Source organism: Arthrobacter sp. JUb119, from assembly GCF_024807995.1.
In the GTDB taxonomy this organism is placed as follows: domain Bacteria; phylum Actinomycetota; class Actinomycetes; order Actinomycetales; family Micrococcaceae; genus Glutamicibacter.
Map to the genome: position 1 here is coordinate 211,685 of NZ_JANUFE010000004.1, position 17,713 is coordinate 229,397.

Sequence of the window (17,713 nt, forward strand, 5' to 3'; positions counted from 1 at the left end):
CATCGATTCTCCTTGCACTGCCCAGTGCGTGGAGAATCGATGCCTCGACTGCTTTGCGGCCCTTGGCTACAGGGCGGCCGGCTGGCCCTGCGGATCCGGTTCGCCAGCGTAGTAGCTGGAGAGCACCTTGTCCTTGAGCTCGAAGAAGGTTCCATCTTCGATCGCCTGGCGCGCGGATTCAACCAGCGAAACAGTGAACTGCTCGTTGTGGATGGAAATCAACGTGTGGCTGAGCAGTTCCTTGGCCTTGTACAGGTGGTGAATGTACGCACGGGTGAAGTTCTTACAGGCATAGCACTCGCAGCCTTCCACCAGCGGAGTGAAATCCCGCTTGTAGCGTGCGCCGGAAAGATTGAAACGGCCCCAGGGGGTATAGAACGCCGAGTTGCGCGCAACGCGAGTGGGCGAGACGCAGTCGAAAGTATCGGCACCATTCTCAATCGCGGTGAAGACGTCATCTGGCTCGGAAATGCCCAGCAGGTGGCGCGGCTTGTTCTCTGGAAGCTCTTCGGCGCACCAGCCGACGATGGTTCCCAGATTTTCCTTCTCCAAGGCGCCGCCGATGCCGAAGCCATCGAAGGCCATGGCCCCCAAGTCCTGGCAGGCCTTGCGGCGCAGGTCCTCGTACTGGGCGCCCTGGATGACGCCGAACAAGGCTTGGTATTCCTTGCCTTCGCGGGAGTCGGTCAATGCAAAGTGCTCGGCAATGCAGCGCTCGGCCCAGCGCCGGGTGCGCTCCAGGGACTCGACCTGGTAGCCGCGGGAATTCTGCAAGGTGGTCAGCTCGTCGAAGGCGAACATGATGTCCGCGCCGATCCGGTGCTGCACGCCCATGGAGATCTCAGGGGAGAAGCGGTGCTTGGTGCCGTCGAGATGGGACTTGAACCAGACGCCGTCCTCGTCCACATTGGCCAGGCGTTCCTTGCCCGGGGCCACGGCGTCGTCCGGACCAGACTGGTCTACGGACTTCATGTCGATGACCTTCTTGAAGCCCGAGCCCAGGCTCATGACCTGGAATCCGCCGGAGTCGGTGAAGGTCGGCCCCTGCCAGCCCATGAACTTGCCTAGTCCGCCAGCTTCATCGAGGATATCCGCGCCTGGCTGAAGATACAGGTGGTAGGCGTTTGACAGCACAGCCTGCGCGCCAAGCTCCTGAACCTGCACCGGGGTGACTGCCTTGACGGTAGCTTTGGTGCCTACCGCAATGAACGCGGGCGTCTTGACGTCGCCGTGCGGGGTACGGATAACGCCGGTACGTCCCAACATCGGGGAACCGTCCGGAGCGGTCAGCCGGGTTCCGACTTCAAAGCCGAATTCATCCTGGCGGGCATGCGGGGCACTGGGGTCAAAGTTCTTTTCGGACACGTACCAAGTGTGCCGTATTAACCGCGCGGTGAGGAAAACGACAGGGGCAATGTGCGCCAAAACCTAACGCTTCACAAGGCAAAGCGCGAATAATGGAGCGTACGTGTTGTGTCCAACGCGACGGAAGGAAGATGTGGGTCTGGAGAATCTGAAGGAATCCGCCAAGGCGCTCATTACGCTGGGGCCTGCCCGCAAGGACCATTGGATCGGCCTGCGCACCGGCATCGGTGTTTTTGCGCCTCTGATCACGCTCTTCGCGATTGACCGGCTGGACCTTGTGGTCTTTGCCGTGTTCGGCGCCTTTACCGGCGTGTATGGGCGCGTGGACGGCTACTGGAACCGGTTGCGGATGCAGGTGCGTTCCGGGGCCTTGTTCTTCGCGGTAATCGCCCTGGCGCTGGCCGCTTCGCACTGGTGGATCGACCATTCGGACCCTGGAATCAAGCAGTGGCAAGTAGTTGGCGCGACGACTCTCGTGGCCGGTGCCTGCTCGGTGCTGGTGGGTTTCATGCGGCTGCGGCCCGGCGGTTCGCTGTTCCACATCTTCGCATTCGCGGCAATTGCCTCGATCCCCGTCCCCGCGCCAATCGGCGAAGCCCTGCTCGTGTCGGCCCTGACGATCTTGTTGTCGGTAGCCATCGGTGCGGCCGGTGCACTCGGGCAGTGGACCAGCTTGTGGAAGCGCACCCCGCTGCCGCCACTATCGGATAACGTCCGCAAGGCCATCTGGTGGGAAGGGCTGTTCTACATCCTGACAGCCGGCGTGGCCGGCGCCTTGGCCAATACCGTGGGCAGCAGCCTGGAAGCCGGGCACAACTACTGGGCGATGGTGGCCGCGGTGGTTCCCCTGGTCGGGCACACCACGACCTTGCGCATCCGGCGCGGCGTGCACCGAATGCTCGGCACCCTGGCAGGCATGGTCCTGATGGCGATCTTGATCTTCCTGAACCCGCAGGTCTGGATCCTGCTCGCCTTCATCGCCATATGCCAATTCATGGCCGAGCTGCTGGTCATGCGCAACTATTTCCTGGCGCAGGTCTTCATTACCCCGATGGCGCTCGTGGGCGTCTCGCTGGTGACGGGCCTGAGCGGCTCGGTGATGTACGACCGCGTGGTCGAGACCCTGATCGGCTGCACCGTGGGCATGCTCGGGGTGCTCTTGGGAAGCTGGGTTGGATCAATCATCAAGCGCCGGCAGGGAATCATTCCAAATAGCGGGCAGCAGGGCTAGATATTCACTCCGACATGGGCTAATGCCTGACGGAGAATATTTTCTCGACCGCCAGCGAACTCGCCCTGGATGTCCGAGCTGAGCGCTTCGCTGGGCGAAAGCCAGGTCAGCTCCAACGCATCGGAGCGAGGGCTGGTCTCGCCGCGAACCGGCACGATGTAGCACATGGATACGGCATGCTGCCGATCATCGGTCAGACCGGTTTCGCTCGGCGCCGGGAAGTATTCTGCAACGGTGAAGGGCACCGGTGAAGCAGGAAGCTGCGGAAGCACCATGGTGCCCAGGTCCTTTTCGATGTGGCGGATCAACGCGGCGCGTATGGTCTCGCGGTACATCACTCGCCCCGAAACGAAGGTGCGCAGCATGCGCCCGTCATCATCGCCGGTGAGCAGCAGGCCCACCTCGTTGACGTAGCCCAGCGGGTCCAGGCGCACGGGAATGGCCTCGACGTAGAGCATGGGCAGGCGCTGCCGTGCCTCGTAGAGGTCTTCTTCGGAGAGCCATCCAGGGTATGGGTCAGGAGTGCGCACGTTCATGGTTCTATCTTCGTACACAAACCCTCGACATTCCGTGAAGCTGGATCTGTGTTGCCGAACTCACCTATAAGGTTTCCTGCACCCCTAGTGCACCGCAATCCCAAGCGATAAAATCGATAGAGCTATTTGAACTTTCTTGCCCGGCGAAGCAGCCGCAAGCGTCAGATAGCGTTTCCTTTTCCGAATCCTCGTGGAAGCAGATTCCTGCCGTGACGAACGCTCCAGAACGACTGAGCAAACAGAACTTCACCACGATTGCGGTGCTGATTGTTTCCAGCTTCGTGGTCATCCTGAACGAGACCATCATGAACGTGGCCCTGCCTGTTCTGATGGATGAATTCAATGTCACCGCTGACGCGATTCAGTGGCTGTCAACCATCTTCATGCTGACTATGGCCGTGGTCATTCCAATGACCGGCTTCCTGCTTCAGCGGATGAGCATCCGCAATGTCTTCGTCTTGGCCATGGGCCTGTTCACTCTGGGCACCCTGCTGGCTGCCCTCGCGCCGGGCCTGAGCGTCCTGCTGGTGGCCCGCGTGATCCAGGCCAGCGGCACCGCCATCATGATGCCGCTGCTGATGACCACCATCTTGCATCTGGTCCCGGCTGAGCGCCGCGGCGTGCTGATGGGCAATGTCTCCATCGTGATCTCCGTAGCCCCGGCCATCGGCCCGACGGTATCCGGACTGATCTTGCAGTACCTGTCGTGGCGATTCATGTTCATCGTGATCATCCCGATCGCGGTTGCGGCTCTGCTGATCGGCACCCCTCGACTGTCCAAGGACGTTGACGGCGCCTCGACGCCGCTGTCCATTCCTTCGCTGATTCTGGCCATCCCGGGTTTCGGTGGCCTGGTCTACGGCCTCAGCGGCTTGTCGGTTGGCGTCACCCCGCTGAACCTGGGCATCCTTGTTGGCGCGATTCTGTGCCTGCTCGCTTTCGTTTTCCTGCAGCTGAACCTGCAGAAGGAAGACAAGGCGCTGCTGGATCTGCGTCCGCTGAACTACAGGGCTTTCACCCTTTCGCTGGTGCTGATGATGTTCTCGATGATTTCGCTGTTCGGCGTGATCATCCTGCTGCCGATGTTCTTCACCAACGTGTTGGGCATTGAAACCCTGACCACCGGTTTGATCATGCTCCCGGGTGGTCTGCTGATGGGTGTCCTGGCGCCATTGGTCGGAAAGCTCTACGACAAGGTCGGCGCCCGTCCGCTGATCGTTCCCGGCGCCCTGGTGCTGCTGGTTTCGCTGCTGGGCTACGCGGTGGTCCTGGATGTGGACACTCCGATCTGGCTGCTGGTTGTCATGCACCTGGTGATGAGCTTGGGCCTGGCCTTCATCTTCACCCCGGCCTTCACCACTGCGCTGAACCCGCTGCCGCACAGCCTGCACTCGCACGGTTCGGCCCTGCTCTCGACCTTGCAGCAGTTGGCGGGCGCCATGGGCACCGCCCTGCTGGTTGGCGTTGTCGCCTCATCCACCGCCGCGAAGATCGCAGCTGGCGGCGATCCGCTGACCGCTTCGGTCGAAGGCTTCCAACCTGGCTTCCTGATCGGTGCCGGCTGCAGCGTCGGCATCGTGGTGATCGGTTTCCTGCTTGGCGGCAAGAAGAAATCGGCTGGAGTCGAAGCCGAGCCTGCGACGGTTCCGAGCCACTAGGCTGCAGGACAGTGCAAGAGCCGCTGGATCCCATCGCGGGGTCCAGCGGTTTTTCCATGCCCGCGGGCAAGATTCTTCGCCTCCACGCAACTGGCCAGTAATGTAGATCACAAGACCACTGTCTACAAAGGGGTAAACATGCAGTTGCAGGATTCAGTCGCTCTGGTCACCGGCGGCCTATCGGGATTGGGACGCGCCACGGCGCAGAAGCTGGCCACCGGGGCCAGGCATGTGGTGGTACTCGACCTGCCGCGTGAGGATGGCGATGAAATCGCCGCCGAGATCGGCGCGAATGTCCGCTTCGTGCCAGCTGATGTCACTGACGCGCAGCAGGTGGCTGCCGGCATCGAACGTGCCAAGGAACTTGGCACCCTGCGGGTGCTGGTCAATTGCGCCGGTGTGGCAACACCAGGCAAGGTGCTGGGCCGCGAGGGAGTGCTGCCGCTGGAGCGCTTCGCCAAGGTGCTGGACATCAATGTCAACGGCACCTTCAACGTGATCCGCCTGGCCGCAGAAGCCATGGCGCATAGCGAAGCGCCGAGCGATGAGCAGGGAACCACCGAACGCGGGGTCATCATCAACACCGCGTCGGTGGCGGCCTTTGACGGCCAGATCGGGCAGCCGGCCTATGCGGCCTCCAAGGGAGCAGTAGCGGCCATGACCCTGCCGCTGGCTCGCGAGCTGGCGAACCACCAGATCCGCGTCATGACCATCGCACCGGGCATTTTCCACACGCCGATGATGGCCGGCCTGCCGCAGGCTGCCCAGGACTCGCTCGGAGCCCAGGTGCCGCATCCTTCGCGTCTTGGACGTCCGGAAGAATACGCGGCATTGGTGGAGCACATCGTGGCCAACCCGATGCTCAACGGCGAAACCATTCGCCTTGATGGAGCCATCCGCATGGCGCCACGCTAGGCACCCGTGGCGGGCGCGGCCAGTCCTAGAACTCTATGGGCTTGCCGCGCTGCGCACGGTGCTCGGCATGGCTGATCTGGAACCGGCGGTTCTCGGCCATCAGGAAGACCAGCAAGGCCATGAAGATCCAGACCGCGCAGACCCACAGCGGTGCGGACTCATTGAGCCAGCCCTGGATGGCAGCGGCGATCATGCAGATTCCGAAGCCGCTGGCAAAGGCGTGGCGGCCGCGCTCCGAGTGGGCGAAGGCGGCGGCAACCACTGAAATTCCGGCCGCCACCACCACAGCAGGAAGTCCCTGCCCGCCGTCATTCCATCCGGCGGCGGCAAACCAGAGTTGCAGGGCATAGACCAGGCTGGAACCGGCAAAGAAGCTTACCGGGGCATCCGTTGCCCAGCGCTCCAAGCGGTTTCGCGCAGTATTCCTGTTCAGCTGGAGCACGCCGTACAGGGACAGCAGCGAAGCGATGGTTGCCAGGATGGCAGCGCTGATGGCCAAGAACCCGGAGGCCAGGGTGATGGCGCAGGCCATCATCGCTGTGGCCGGGATCGAATAAACGGAAATGATTCGTTGGCGTCGCGCCGAAAGCTGATTGCGGCGCAGCGAAAACGCGGCGCTCAGGACCAGCGCGATGGCAGTTGCCGGCCACAACACCGAATGCACCAGGCTGGTATCCAGCAGGCTGGACGGCGCGCGTCCATGCAGGCCGGAAGACAACGCCAACGAGGTCAGCAGCAGCAATAAGCCCGACGCGCCCAAGAGGTATCCGCGGACCGTGTCGAAAGGTTCCACTGCGGGGTTGGGGCGATGATCTGGCGCCGTGTAGGGCAACACGAAGGAGGACCGTTCTGCCGCCGAAGCAATGGCAGACTGGGCCGACTCCACCAGGGAATCGAGTTGCGGGGTCCGCTGGTGTTCGGCCATCTTGCCTTCATCCTTACGGGTCACGGGATAATAGGCACCAGCCTAGGGCAATTCTTCCCCCGTGAGAAGGGGTTATGGGACCGACGGCGCTTCCAGTAGCCGCTGTTGCGAGCTGAAGCTGCGCGCGTGGCCGGTCAGCGGATCGGTGAAGGAAATGGTGTGCGCCAGCAATTGCAGCGGGCGCCGGTAGTCATCCGGGGCCAGATCCCACAGCCGCGGATAGAACGCGTCATTGATGATGCCCAGGCCCAAGGAAGCCAGGTGCACTCGCAGCTGATGGGTCTTGCCCGATCGCGGTTCCAGATCCATCAAGGCGACCTCCAGCCCGGCATGGAAACCGGTGCTCGTTCCGATCGCCTCGAGCTTGACCAGGGTCTGGGCGTTCGGCTCGCCTTCTTCCACAATGGAACGCAGCTGGCCCTTGACCTTGGCCATCCGGTTCTCGAAGAGCAACGGCATCCGCTGCAGCAGGTCACGCAGCTCGGATTCCGGTTTGACCTGCGAATGCTCCCCATTTGGATGCAGCACCCGTCCAGTTTCCAGGCCTTCGCCCGGCTGCAGGGCGACCACCGCCTTGTAGCGCTTGGCGATCTCGCGGCGTTCGAAGAGCATCTGGTAATCGCCGCGGGTCGCCGGATTCACCGCGAAAAGAATGACCCCGGCGGTGGCCCGGTCCAGCCGGTGCATCGGCACCAAATCATCGATGCCGGTCTGGTTGCGCAGGCGCACCAGCGCGGATTCCTGGATGAAGCGTCCGCCGGGTGTGGTGGGGAGGAAATGCGGCTTGTCCACGACCAGCAGATGCTCGTCTTGGTGCAGGATCCTGGCTTCAAAGGGAATGGGAGTTTCTACCGGCAGGGAACGGTAGTACCAAATGAATTCGTGCTCGCCCAGGGGCGTCTGGCGGGTGAGCGGAGTGCCGCCCAAGCCAACGATCTGCTGCTCATCGAAGCGGCGCAGGATGCCCTCTGGATCCACATGGCCGAAGCGCTCAAGCAAATAATCTGCGACAGTTGCCCACGAACCGGTCCGCGGGAGGCGAAGACGAGTTGCATTGACGCCGTTGCGCACGGGAAGCGGGGATTCCATAGCCATAGGGGCTATTCTCCCATCTTTGCCAGGACTGCGCAGGCCGCGGTCTGCTAGGTTGGTTCGATGGCCATGCGTAAATACAGCGAAGTCGACGTCTTTTCTCCCACTGCATATCTGGGCAACCCCTTGGCTGTGGTCCACGATGCAGAAGGCCTGGCCAGCGGGCAGATGCAAGGATTTGCCAAGTGGACCAACCTGGCCGAGAACACGTTCCTGATGCAACCGGAGGATCCGGCCGCCGACTACCGGGTGCGGATCTTCTCTGCCACCCAGGAATTCCCCTTCGCCGGCCACCCGACGCTGGGCTCGGCCTTTGCCTGGCTGAAGGCCGGCGGGGTTCCCAAGAAGAAGGGACGGGTCATCCAGGAATGCGCCGCCGGGCTGGTGGAGGTGCGCGTTGAGCCGCAACGGCTATGGTTCGCTGCCCCGCCGCTGACCCGCTACGAACCGGTTGCCGAATTGCTGGTGCAGCGCATCGCCGAGGTACTGGCGATTCCCCGGGAGCAGATCCAGGATGCCTCATGGCTGGTCAACGGCCCGGAATGGATCGGGGTGAGGCTCTCCAGTGCGCAGCAGGTACTGGCCTTGGACCCGGATCCCAACGCCCTGGGGACGCTGGCCATCGGGGTTGCAGGTCCGCAGGAGCCAGGGGCCGGCACGCAGTTCGAAGTGCGTGCTTTCGTCGGCGGGGACCCAGTGTGGGAAGACCCGGCCACCGGCAGCCTCAATGCGGGCCTGGCCCGGTGGCTGGCCGATTCCGGGTTGGCTCCCGAACGCTACATCGCCGCCCAAGGCACCGCGATCGGGTACCAGGGCCGGGTGCATCTGCGCGTGGAGGACGGCGTGGTCTGGGTGGGAGGCGACGTGAACAGCTGCGTGCAGGGCGAAGTCGACCTCTAGGCTTGCAGCCGCGCCCCGCCGCCTAGGCCGCTGGCTGGCAGGAAGGGCACAGGTAGCAGTCCCGCTCGGCACCGGTGGAAGCCGAGGGAATGCGCAGCAGCCCGATGCGGGTTCCGCAGCGCAGGCAGGGCTTCGACGCCCGGCCGTAGACCCACAGCGGGTCGCGGGTGCGCGGCTGCCCGGTAGTCACCCGCCGCGACCGGTCCTTGTTCACCACCAGCAAGCGGTGGGCCAGTTCGATTAATGCCGGCAGGCCGGCCACCTCGCCCACCGCGGTGAGCGGATGCACGCGCCGCAGGAACAGGATCTCGCTGCGGTAGACATTTCCCACCCCGGCCATGATCCGCTGGTCCAGCAGCGCTTGGCCGATGCCCAGCTGCGGATCGGCGCGCAGGTTGTCCAGCGCCCGTTGCGCATCCCAGTCCGGCCCGAGCAGGTCGGGTCCCAGATGGCCGACCACCTCGGATTCCTGTTCGGTTGGCAGCAGTTTCACCTGGGCGATCTCGAAGCCCACGGCCTTGGCGTTTGCTGTTTCCAGCACCACCCGGGCGGTATGCGCCGGGCGCTTCCAGCGTTCGCCTGGCGCATAGAGATCCCAGCGCCCTTCCATGAGCAGATGCGAATGCAAGGTCAGCGCAGGCTGGGCGAAGGCCGGGTTCGCAGTAGCCGGCGGCTGCAGGCGCATCAGCAGGTGCTTGCCCCGGGGGATGACCTCGCGCACCGTGTACCCGGCGACGTCCACGGTGGCCAGGGCCGGGACGCGGAAATCGGAGGCCAGCAGGATTTCGCCGGCCAGCGCCTGGTGCAGGCGGGCGGTGGCGCGGTAGACGGTATCGCCTTCGGGCATGGGCAGCGCTCCTTCGATAGCGGGTCAGCGGCGGAAGCGGATGCCTTGGGGCGTCGCATAGAAACCGGCGCCCAGCAGGGCGGCGCCGACCGGATGGCCCTGCACCGGCTGCCCGTCGACCGTGGCGATGGCGATCTTGTCGACCTGGGCGGTGCGCAGCGCGGCGACCATCGCCGTGGCGAGGATGCGCCAGGACGGCTCGGGCAGCTGCCCGAAGGTCAGCACCGTGCGCCCGCCGCGCTCCAGATAGAGGCTCAGGGCCCCGTCGAGCAGCCCGACGATTGCGCCGGCCTTGCGCCCGGGGCGGTGCCCGGTTTCGGTCGCAGGCCAAGCCAGCGCCGCGCCATAGGGGTTCGCCGGATCGGTGGAAGCCAGCACCGTGGCCACCGGCTGGCGGCGCGGGTCATCGGCCAGCTGGAATCCGCGCAGCCGGTCAATGGTGGTGGAGGTGGAGAACTGGGCGGCGCCGAGCTTCTCGACGAAGTAGCCGCGCCGGGCATGGCCAGCTTCTTCCAGCTTCGAGAGCACCCGGTAGAGCTGGCCGAAGCCGCCGGGCACCGACTCGGCGGCCACCGAGCCGCGGGTGAGCACCCCGTAGCGTTCCAGCATGATTTCCGCGGTGGCGTGGGCGCTGATCGTGGGGTCCGCTACCGGTGCGGGCAGCAGCGACCAGCGGGCCGCGCCGCGCGAGCCGCGCGCCGGCCCGCCGGCTTGTTCCCGGGCCAGCCGGTTCAGCCCGGAGAGCCGGTTCAATCGTGCGGCGCGGGCCCGCGGGGCGGGCTTGGCGATTTTGTGCGCGGTGCTTCCGCCGGCCAGGTAGCCGCGGATCGGCGCCATGGTATCCGGTGAAATGTACCCGGCCCAGAACAGCCTCCAGCAGGATTCGGCGACCTCGTGGCTGCTGGCCGCCGGCTCATCGCTGCGGTGGATGCGCCCGGCCAGCTCCTCGGCGAAGTAGGCGCCGGTGGACTCGAAGGCCTGGAGCACGCGCAGGTCCAGGGCTTGCAGCGCGCTGGCATCGGGCTGGGGAAGGCTCAGCGCTGCATGCTCGGCGGTGTGCAGCGACAGCCAGCCGTCCTTGCCGCCGGCGGCTCCGGCGCCGCAGATCAGGATATCCCCGGAGCTGCACAGCTCATCCAGCCAGGAATTCTGGTAGCCCCTCAGCCGGGCCGGGAACACGAAGGATTCCAGGGCGGAGGCGGGGACCTCGGCGCCGGCGAGCTGGGCAACGATTTCATAGGCGCCGTCGGCTCCCTGCAGCGAAGAACCGATCTGCTGCCAGGCCGGCAGGAAGCGCCCGTAGGTGTGCTGGTCCACCGGCTCCACCTCGGCGCGCAGCGCCGCCAGGGATCGGGTGCGGATGGTGCGCAGCACCGCCACGTCGCAGTATTCGTCGCCGGCCACGCCTTCGGGGACGAGCTCCAGCGGGCGGAAGGCCCCCAGCGACAAGCGGCCGGCGGCCACCAGCTGGTCGAGGACCGGGCGCAGCACCGCGACGCCCAGTCCCAGCTGCGCGGCCAGCTCCCCGAGGGTGAACGGGGCGTGGGTGCGGGCGAAGCGCGAGACCAGGTCCTGGATCGGAGCGGTGGCAGGCTCCAGGAAGGCCGCCGGGATGCCGGTGGGCAGCGGGGTGCCCAGCGCATCGCGCAGCTTGCCGGCATCCTCGATGGCCGCGTACACCAGCTGGCCGGAGCGGCGCAGGGTGAAAGCCCGGCGCGTGGAAACCAGGGCCTCGGCGTGGGCCCGGGCGCTGGCAGGATCCAGCGCCGCCTCGTCATCGGCCGGATCGCGCAGCCGGGCGGCCAGCTGCCCGGCGTCCAGCGGACCCAGCAGCCGCAGCAGGTCCGCGGCGCCTTCCATGCCCGCCAACCGGCGGTTGGCTGCCAGATGCTGCAGCTGCTCCTGCAAGGCCGAGATGACCTGCGGGTCCAGCACCTCGCGCACGTCGTTGCGCCCGAGCAATTCGCCCAGCAGCACCGGATCCAGGCTCAGGGCGGCGGCGCGGCGTTCGGCCAGCGGCGCGTCGGATTCGTAGAGGAACTGCGCCACGTAGCCGAAAAGCAGGGATTGGGCGAAGGGCGAAGGCAGCTCGGTGGTCACTTCCACCAGGCGGATGGCCCGCGAGGAGATGCTGGACAGGATCCTGGACAGCGCCGGCAGATCATAGACATCATTCAGGCATTCGCGCACGGTTTCCAGGATGATCGGGAAGTCCGGGTAGTTGCGGGCCACATCCAGCAGCTGGCTGGCACGCTGGCGCTGCTGCCACAGCGGGGTGCGCTTGGTCGGGTTGATCCGCGGCAGCAGCAGCGCGCGGGCGGCGCATTCGCGGAAGCGGGAGGCAAACAACGCGGAATTGGCCACCTGCGAGGTGACCACCTCGATGATCTCGTCGGCTTCGAAGGCGAAGAGGTCCGCCCCGGGCGGCTCATCGTCCATGGCGGGGATGCGCAGCACGATCCCGTCGTCGGCGGCCATCGCCGAGGCGTCCAACCCCCAGCGTTCGCGGACCCGCGCGCCGACGGCCAGCGCCCACGGGGCGTGCACGGCCAAGCCGAACGGGGAGTGCAGGATGACCCGCCAGTCGCCCAGTTCATCGTGGAAGCGCTCGACCACGAAATTCTGGTGGTTGGGCACCTGGCCGGTGGCCCGGCGCTGCTCGTCCAGGTAGTTGAGCAGATTGTTCGCGGCGAACGGATCCAGCCCGCTGCCGTGCAGCACTTCGGCCGCTTCGGTGCGTTCGCTGGCCAGCAGCTTCGTGGTGAATTCGCCCAGCGCCGCCCCGAGTTCCACCGGGCGTCCCAGCCCGTCGCCGTGCCAGAAGGGCAGCTTTCCGGGCTGGCCGAAGGCCGGGGTGACCAGCACCCGGTCGTGGGTGATGTCCTCGATGCGCCAGCTGGTCGCCCCGAGGGCGAAAATGTCTCCGACGCGCGATTCGTAGACCATTTCCTCGTCCAGCTCGCCCACGCGCTTGGGCGCCTTGTCATCCTCGGATCCGGCCAGGAAAACCCCGAACAGCCCGCGGTCCGGGATGGTGCCGCCGGAAATCACGGCCAGGCGCTGCGCCCCGGGCCGGGCGGTGAGGGTGCCGGCATCCCGGTCCCAGATCAGCCGCGGCTTGAGCGTGGCGAATTCATCCGAAGGGTACTTGCCCGAGAGCATGTCCAAGGTGGCCAGATAGGCGCTGCGCGGCAGCTGCTGGTAGGGGGCGGCGCGGCGCACGGTGTCGAACCATTGCTCTACGTCCAAGTCGTCCATGGCCACCGCGGCCAGGGTCTGCTGCGCCAGCACATCCAGCGGGTTGGCGGGGATCACCATCTTCTCGATGGCTCCTTGGCGCATGCGGGTGACCACCAGGGCGGTAGAGAGCAGGTCCGCCCGGTGCTTGGGGAAGAAAGCGCCCCGGGAGACCGAGCCGACCTGGTGCCCGGCACGGCCCACGCGCTGCAGCCCCGAGGAGACCGAGTTCGGGGATTCGACCTGGATCACCAGATCCACCAGCCCCATGTCGATGCCGAGTTCCAGGGAGCTGGTGGCCACCACGGCGCGCAGCTTGCCCATCTTCAGGTCTTCCTCGATCTGGGCGCGCGAATCCTTGGACACCGAGCCGTGGTGGGCACGGGCCAGTAACGGAGCTTCCGGGTGCGCGGCAGCGGTGGAACCGGCCTGGGCCATCATCGCGGCAGGGGTGGAGGTGGAAGCATCCTCGGCGCTGAATCCCTCGCGTTCGGCGTAGATTTCGTTCAGCCGTCCGGTCAGCCGCTCGGCCAGCCGGCGGGAGTTGGCGAAGATGATGGTCGAATGGTTGTCCAGCACCAGATCCACCAGCTGGTTCTCCACATGCGGCCAGATGCTCGCCGACGCCGCGGGGGAGGAACCCGGACCCAGATCATGCGCTCCGGCCGCGGAAGGCAGGTCGGTCATGTCTTCCACCGGGACGCGCACCGCCAACTCCCATTTCTTGGTGGACGGCGGGCGCACGATGTTCACCGGGGCGGAGCCGGCCAGGAAGCGGGCCACTTCTTCGGGCGGCTCGACGGTGGCAGAGAGCCCGATGCGCTGGGCCGGGGCGGGCAGCAGCGCGTCGAGCCGTTCTAGGGACAGGGCCAAATGGGTTCCGCGCTTGGTATTGGCAATCGCGTGGACCTCATCGATGATGACCGTATGCACCTGGGCCAGGGACTTGCGTGCTTGGCTGGTGAGCATCAGGTACAGCGACTCGGGCGTGGTGATCAGGATTTCGGGCGGGTCCTTGAGCAGCTTGCGCCGGTCGTTGGCCGGGGTGTCTCCCGAGCGCACTCCCACCGACACCGACGGCTGGGACAAGCCCATTTCGTGCGCGGTGGCGCGGATGCCAGCGAGCGGAGAACGCAGGTTGCGCTCCACGTCGACCCCGAGGGCCTTCAGCGGAGAAATGTAGAGCACCTTGGTGCCATTGCCTGCTGGATGATCGGCATCGGAGTCCATCCCCGGCAATGCTGGAGCGTCAAGTTCCGCGTGGTGCAGCCGGTCCAGCGCCCAGAGGAACGCGGCCAGGGTCTTGCCCGAGCCAGTAGGCGCGATGACCAGGGTGTGCTTCCCGTCCGAGATGGATTCCCAGGCGCCGCTCTGGGCAACCGTGGGCGCGGAGAAGACGTCGGTGAACCACTTGCGGGTGGCTGCGCCGAACCGGGACAGGACATCGCTCATGGAATCGATACTACGGTCTGCGAACGACAAGATCGGCCATTATCCGCCCGCCGTGATCTCCCGCAGGGCCGCCACATGGCTGACATAGGCCCGGCGTCCGGATTTGGTCAGCGAAACGCGCATATGGCTGCGCCCCAGCTTGGTGAACCGCTCGATGCCGATATACCCGGCATCGGCGAGCTGCTTGAGGTGCTTGCTCAAGACGGAGTCGGCGACATCGAGGATGCCGCGAAGGTGCGCGAATTCTGCCCACTGCACCGGGGCGAGGCTGGCGCAAATGCGCAGCCGGATGGGTGCATGGATCAGCTCGTCGAATTGCGCATTGCTAGATGGCTTGTTCATTTCCATCCTTGATGCGGGATTTGATGGTTTCGCGGCGCATGATCCACAGGGAACCGGTGAAGACAGCGGCCAATGCGAGGAATTTGGGTATCGCGAACAGCCAAGTCTGGGGAATCCAGAAGGTGCACAATTGCAGGGTGAGCATCATGAACAGCATGACAGCGATGTATTTGCCCGAGTGCCTCAATGCAGGACGGGACTTGGGCCGCTGTCGCGACCAGTAGGCGTACCAGGCGATCAATGGCACAAAGAGCACCGGCGACCAGTACCAAAGGGCGATGTCGATGACTCCGTAGAGCGAAAAGATTGCCGCCGAGACGATACCCAAGACAATCATGAACGCCCTAGGAGCTTCGGTGGAGTGGACACTGTCGGCTGATGACCGCTCAGCCTGCGACAGTAGTTCTGCCGCCTCATCGGGCAGCGGATTCTGCGAATGGCTCACCTGCTACACCGCCATTTCCTGGGCATCTTGCACACGGTCTTTGTCCCATGCCGCTTGCGCGGAGGAAAGCAAATGCCATAAGGCGGTGCAGGAGACGACTAGTTTCGCACCGATGCTCCAAGGGTCCTCGGCGACCCAAAAGCGCAGGCACATCACGATCATTGACGCCAGGAACGCGTACCAGCCGTAGGTTGCCGAGCTGCTGAGCAAAGGGCGCATCTTGGCGCGGCTGCGCATAATCACGTAGTGCACGAGGGCTGCAACGACAGCCACCGCGAATAACGCCAGAGCCATCTTTGGCGAAATGACATGTTCAAGACTCATCGCGGTGCTCCCGAGCACCACGTACACGAAGAGGGTGGCCCGGGAAGAAGTGCCGGCAGCGATCATCTTGTTCGAGGCCTGGTTCGCGGAGGCCAGGCGCTCCGCGGCGGTCAGCTTGTCGATTCGTTCTTGCCCCTCAGCCATGATTTCCCCACTTTCCGTTATGGAAAGTCTTGTCTTTCCAAATTGGAAAGTCAAGGGAATGGCTTAAACGTGATGGTACTTCCCGCCTGCCAGGATGTCCTGCGCGCGGTACAGCTGCTCGGTGAGGATCAAGCGCACCAGCTGGTGCGGGAAGACCAGCTTCGAAAGCGACCAGGTGAAATTGGCCCGCGCATGCACGGATGCGTCCACTCCGTAGGCACCGCCGATGATGATCACGACATTGCGCGAAGCATCGATCGGCGTGCGCAGGGTGTTGGCCAGCGCAGGGGAGTCCACGTTCTTTCCGCGCTCATCGAGCAGAACCACGAAGTCGCGGTCATCGATTTTCGCCAAGATGCGGGCCGACTCCTCGGTGCGGGCCGCGTCGTTCTCGCGCGAGGAGTGGCTCAGCAGCTGCCAGGTGAGGTCGAAGGGCTTCTTCAGCCGCTTCCCGTAGCGGGAAATACCCTCGTCCACCCAGGATTCGTGTTTCTTGCCAACTGCCAGCACCTTGATCGTCATGCTTCCATTGTTCCGCATCGATCGAGTTCAGCGCTTCGCGCCCATCCCGATACGATGGAAGCCATGCGATCCTCATGGTATTTCCGGCAAGGCCAACGTTCCCGCGGCGCACAGGTGCTATGGATCATTTTCGGGCTGGTCGTCGCCATGTTCTACTTCACCCGCAGGGTGCTGGTCTCCCTGCACGCGGGCGGATGGGCCAAGGATCTGGACGCCCCAGCCTACCAATGGGCACTGGAGCACCAGTCGCCGTTCCTGTTTGCGGTCTCCGACTTCCTGTACTTCTGGGGATCCACACCGGGAATGACCATGATCATGCTGGTGATCACCTCATTGCTGTGCTGGAAAACCCGCAGCGCGTGGCCGTTGGCGGCCATCGCGTTCACTGCACTGGTCTCGGTCCTGCTGACCGTTATTCTCAAGACAAGCCTCCAGGTGCCGCGTCCCCAAGGCGTTCCCGGAGGCCCGGCGCCGCCGCAGACCTTTTCGTTCCCCAGCGGGCACACGCTGAACTCGGCCGCGCTGATCGGCATCGCCAGCTACCTGGCGATCATCTACGGGCTGCGCCGCTACGCGTACCTGATCTCCATCGTCGCGGCGCTATTCGTCCTGGCGATGGGAGCTTCCCGAATCTACATCGGGCACCACTGGGTCTCTGACGTGCTGGTGGGGTTGCTGATCGGGGCCGCATGGGCCGCCGTCGTGGCGATCCTGCACTACTACTTCGTGCCGCGGCCGCAGGTCCCTAGGCCAGCACCCGGATCGGTGCGCCGCTAGCCCACGCGCGGATGTCTTCCACCGAGTCGCGGTAGAACATCTCGAACTGCTCGATGGTCACATAGCCGATATGCGGGGTGGCAATCACGCCCCGGGTAGCGGCCAGCCGGTCCTTGGCCGGCAGCGGTTCCACGTCGAAGACATCCACCGCGGCCAGGTGCAACTGCCGGCTGTCCAGCGCGTCGATGAGCGCGTCGGTCTGCACGATCCTGCTGCGCGAGGTGTTGACCAGGATGGAATCGGGACGCATCCAAGCCAGCTGCTTGGGTCCGATGACCCCGGTGCTGCGCTCCGAGAGCTTCAGGTGCACGGTGACGATGTCGCTGGTGGAAAACAGCTCGGCTTCGGAGACCAGCTCCACGCCCACTTCGGTGGCGCGGGCCTTGGTGAGATTCTGGCTGTAGGCGATGACCCGCATGCCGAAGGCCAAGCCGACCTTCGCAACCTTCGCTCCCAGATTTCCCAGGCCGTAGACGCCCAGGGTCTTGCCGGACAGGCCCAGTCCGAAAGTGGTCTGCCAGCCCGAGCCAGCCGCCAGCGGGCGGTCCGCGGAAAACAGCTCCACGTCCAGTCGGCGCGCGGCGCTGAGGATCAGCGCCCAGGTGTGCTCGGCGGCATCGGTAGCCACATAGCCGGTGTGGCTGACCACGATGCCCTGGTTCTTGGCAGCCTGCAGGTCGATGGATCCGTTGCGGCGGCCGGTGGTGACCAGCAGCTTCAGGTTGGGCAGGGCATTGAGCCGGGCGGCCGGGAAAGGCGTGCGTTCGCGCATGGCGACGATGGCGTCGAAGGGCTGCAGCGCCTGGACGACGGTGCTGTCCTCGTGGCCCAGGTGCTCGGTGAAGACAGTGACTTCGGCGTCCAGGGCGACGGCGAGGCCGTCGAAATCGGCCAGCGAGCGGGCCACGTTGTGGTAATCATCCAGGATTGCTATGCGCATGGATTCATCCTAGGCACCTTCAGCCGATGCTGTCCCACTGTGGGCGTAACAAAAAGCTGGT

At 64.9% G+C, this 17,713-nt stretch carries 16 protein-coding genes; 5 read left to right on the forward strand and 11 right to left on the reverse strand.

Features of this window, described 5'->3' with window-relative positions:
* Positions 1–66: 66 nt before the first annotated feature.
* Positions 67–1,365 carry a tRNA guanosine(34) transglycosylase Tgt gene (gene tgt / locus M2368_RS12425; RefSeq protein WP_105658591.1) on the reverse strand — a complete coding sequence of 433 codons (1,299 nt, stop codon included), beginning with the start codon at positions 1,363–1,365 and terminating at the stop codon, positions 67–69.
* 133 nt (positions 1,366–1,498) lie between these two features.
* Here tgt and M2368_RS12430 point away from each other — a divergent pair, with 133 nt between their 5' ends.
* Entirely contained in the window at positions 1,499–2,596 is a 1,098-nt protein-coding gene (locus M2368_RS12430) for an FUSC family protein (protein ID WP_286134340.1), read from the forward strand.
* On the opposite strand, the gene M2368_RS12435 is transcribed toward M2368_RS12430, so the two are convergent.
* Complete coding sequence (locus M2368_RS12435) at positions 2,593–3,132, reverse strand: NUDIX hydrolase family protein (RefSeq protein WP_105658590.1); 540 nt, start codon at positions 3,130–3,132, stop codon at positions 2,593–2,595. The genes M2368_RS12430 and M2368_RS12435 overlap by 4 nt on opposite strands.
* 209 nt (positions 3,133–3,341) lie before the next feature.
* On the opposite strand from M2368_RS12435, the gene M2368_RS12440 reads away from it, so the two are divergent.
* Together M2368_RS12440 and M2368_RS12445 are read left to right on the forward strand one after the other, a co-directional pair.
* Positions 3,342–4,790: an MDR family MFS transporter gene (locus M2368_RS12440; protein ID WP_133834369.1), complete on the forward strand. Its 1,449-nt coding sequence runs from the start codon at positions 3,342–3,344 to the stop codon at positions 4,788–4,790.
* A 138-nt stretch (positions 4,791–4,928) separates the two neighbouring features.
* Complete coding sequence (locus tag M2368_RS12445; protein WP_402697314.1) at positions 4,929–5,705, forward strand: SDR family NAD(P)-dependent oxidoreductase; 777 nt, start codon at positions 4,929–4,931, stop codon at positions 5,703–5,705.
* Positions 5,706–5,730: 25 nt separating this feature from the next.
* Here the strand turns inward: M2368_RS12445 and M2368_RS12450 are convergent, their stop codons facing one another.
* Positions 5,731–6,654 carry a hypothetical protein gene (locus M2368_RS12450; protein WP_402697316.1) on the reverse strand — a complete coding sequence of 308 codons (924 nt, stop codon included), beginning with the start codon at positions 6,652–6,654 and terminating at the stop codon, positions 5,731–5,733.
* A 48-nt stretch (positions 6,655–6,702) separates the two neighbouring features.
* Positions 6,703–7,725, reverse strand: coding sequence for a pseudouridine synthase (locus tag M2368_RS12455; RefSeq protein WP_332594858.1), 1,023 nt, complete (start codon positions 7,723–7,725; stop codon positions 6,703–6,705).
* A gap of 60 nt (positions 7,726–7,785) precedes the next feature.
* On the opposite strand from M2368_RS12455, the gene M2368_RS12460 reads away from it, so the two are divergent.
* Positions 7,786–8,622 (forward strand): PhzF family phenazine biosynthesis protein, encoded by an 837-nt coding sequence (locus tag M2368_RS12460; protein ID WP_498724544.1) that lies wholly within the window; start codon positions 7,786–7,788, stop codon positions 8,620–8,622.
* Positions 8,623–8,644: 22 nt separating this feature from the next.
* On the opposite strand, the gene M2368_RS12465 is transcribed toward M2368_RS12460, so the two are convergent.
* The 6 genes from M2368_RS12465 to M2368_RS12490 form a co-directional block, all read right to left on the reverse strand.
* Positions 8,645–9,469, reverse strand: a complete 825-nt coding sequence (locus M2368_RS12465; protein WP_105658584.1) for a DNA-formamidopyrimidine glycosylase family protein — start codon at positions 9,467–9,469, stop codon at positions 8,645–8,647.
* 24 nt (positions 9,470–9,493) lie between these two features.
* Entirely contained in the window at positions 9,494–14,158 is a 4,665-nt protein-coding gene (locus M2368_RS12470; RefSeq protein ID WP_402697319.1) for an ATP-dependent helicase, read from the reverse strand.
* Between the two features lie 39 nt (positions 14,159–14,197).
* The gene (locus M2368_RS12475; protein ID WP_105658582.1) at positions 14,198–14,500 is read right to left on the reverse strand and encodes a transcriptional regulator; all 303 of its coding nucleotides are present in this window, start codon (positions 14,498–14,500) and stop codon (positions 14,198–14,200) included.
* Positions 14,484–14,945, reverse strand: a complete 462-nt coding sequence (locus tag M2368_RS12480) for a hypothetical protein (protein ID WP_133834373.1) — start codon at positions 14,943–14,945, stop codon at positions 14,484–14,486. The genes M2368_RS12475 and M2368_RS12480 overlap by 17 nt, the downstream gene beginning before the upstream one ends.
* Positions 14,946–14,948: 3 nt before the next feature.
* The gene (locus M2368_RS12485; RefSeq protein WP_402697321.1) at positions 14,949–15,413 is read right to left on the reverse strand and encodes a hypothetical protein; all 465 of its coding nucleotides are present in this window, start codon (positions 15,411–15,413) and stop codon (positions 14,949–14,951) included.
* A 63-nt stretch (positions 15,414–15,476) separates the two neighbouring features.
* Positions 15,477–15,935 carry a 23S rRNA (pseudouridine(1915)-N(3))-methyltransferase RlmH gene (locus M2368_RS12490; protein ID WP_208294271.1) on the reverse strand — a complete coding sequence of 153 codons (459 nt, stop codon included), beginning with the start codon at positions 15,933–15,935 and terminating at the stop codon, positions 15,477–15,479.
* A 63-nt stretch (positions 15,936–15,998) separates the two neighbouring features.
* On the opposite strand from M2368_RS12490, the gene M2368_RS12495 reads away from it, so the two are divergent.
* Entirely contained in the window at positions 15,999–16,712 is a 714-nt protein-coding gene (locus tag M2368_RS12495; protein ID WP_332727251.1) for a phosphatase PAP2 family protein, read from the forward strand.
* Here M2368_RS12495 and M2368_RS12500 read toward each other — a convergent pair.
* On the reverse strand, positions 16,681–17,652 hold the full coding sequence (locus M2368_RS12500) for a D-2-hydroxyacid dehydrogenase family protein (RefSeq protein WP_498724545.1): 972 nt from the start codon (positions 17,650–17,652) through the stop codon (positions 16,681–16,683). The genes M2368_RS12495 and M2368_RS12500 overlap by 32 nt on opposite strands.
* Positions 17,653–17,713 lie beyond the last annotated feature (61 nt).

What these genes read in the sequence shown, in the direction of transcription:
- M2368_RS12435 (WP_105658590.1), bottom strand. Translation starts at nt 3,132, where the DNA reads ATGAACGTGCGCACTCCTGACCCATACCCTGGATGGCTCTCCGAAGAA.
- M2368_RS12445 (WP_402697314.1), top strand. Translation starts at nt 4,929, where the DNA reads ATGCAGTTGCAGGATTCAGTCGCTCTGGTCACCGGCGGCCTATCGGGA.
- M2368_RS12455 (WP_332594858.1), bottom strand. Translation starts at nt 7,725, where the DNA reads ATGGCTATGGAATCCCCGCTTCCCGTGCGCAACGGCGTCAATGCAACT.
- M2368_RS12460 (WP_498724544.1), top strand. Translation starts at nt 7,786, where the DNA reads ATGGCCATGCGTAAATACAGCGAAGTCGACGTCTTTTCTCCCACTGCA.
- M2368_RS12465 (WP_105658584.1), bottom strand. Translation starts at nt 9,469, where the DNA reads ATGCCCGAAGGCGATACCGTCTACCGCGCCACCGCCCGCCTGCACCAG.
- M2368_RS12470 (WP_402697319.1), bottom strand. Translation starts at nt 14,158, where the DNA reads ATGAGCGATGTCCTGTCCCGGTTCGGCGCAGCCACCCGCAAGTGGTTC.
- M2368_RS12475 (WP_105658582.1), bottom strand. Translation starts at nt 14,500, where the DNA reads ATGAACAAGCCATCTAGCAATGCGCAATTCGACGAGCTGATCCATGCA.
- M2368_RS12485 (WP_402697321.1), bottom strand. Translation starts at nt 15,413, where the DNA reads ATGGCTGAGGGGCAAGAACGAATCGACAAGCTGACCGCCGCGGAGCGC.
- M2368_RS12490 (WP_208294271.1), bottom strand. Translation starts at nt 15,935, where the DNA reads ATGACGATCAAGGTGCTGGCAGTTGGCAAGAAACACGAATCCTGGGTG.
- M2368_RS12495 (WP_332727251.1), top strand. Translation starts at nt 15,999, where the DNA reads ATGCGATCCTCATGGTATTTCCGGCAAGGCCAACGTTCCCGCGGCGCA.
- M2368_RS12500 (WP_498724545.1), bottom strand. Translation starts at nt 17,652, where the DNA reads ATGCGCATAGCAATCCTGGATGATTACCACAACGTGGCCCGCTCGCTG.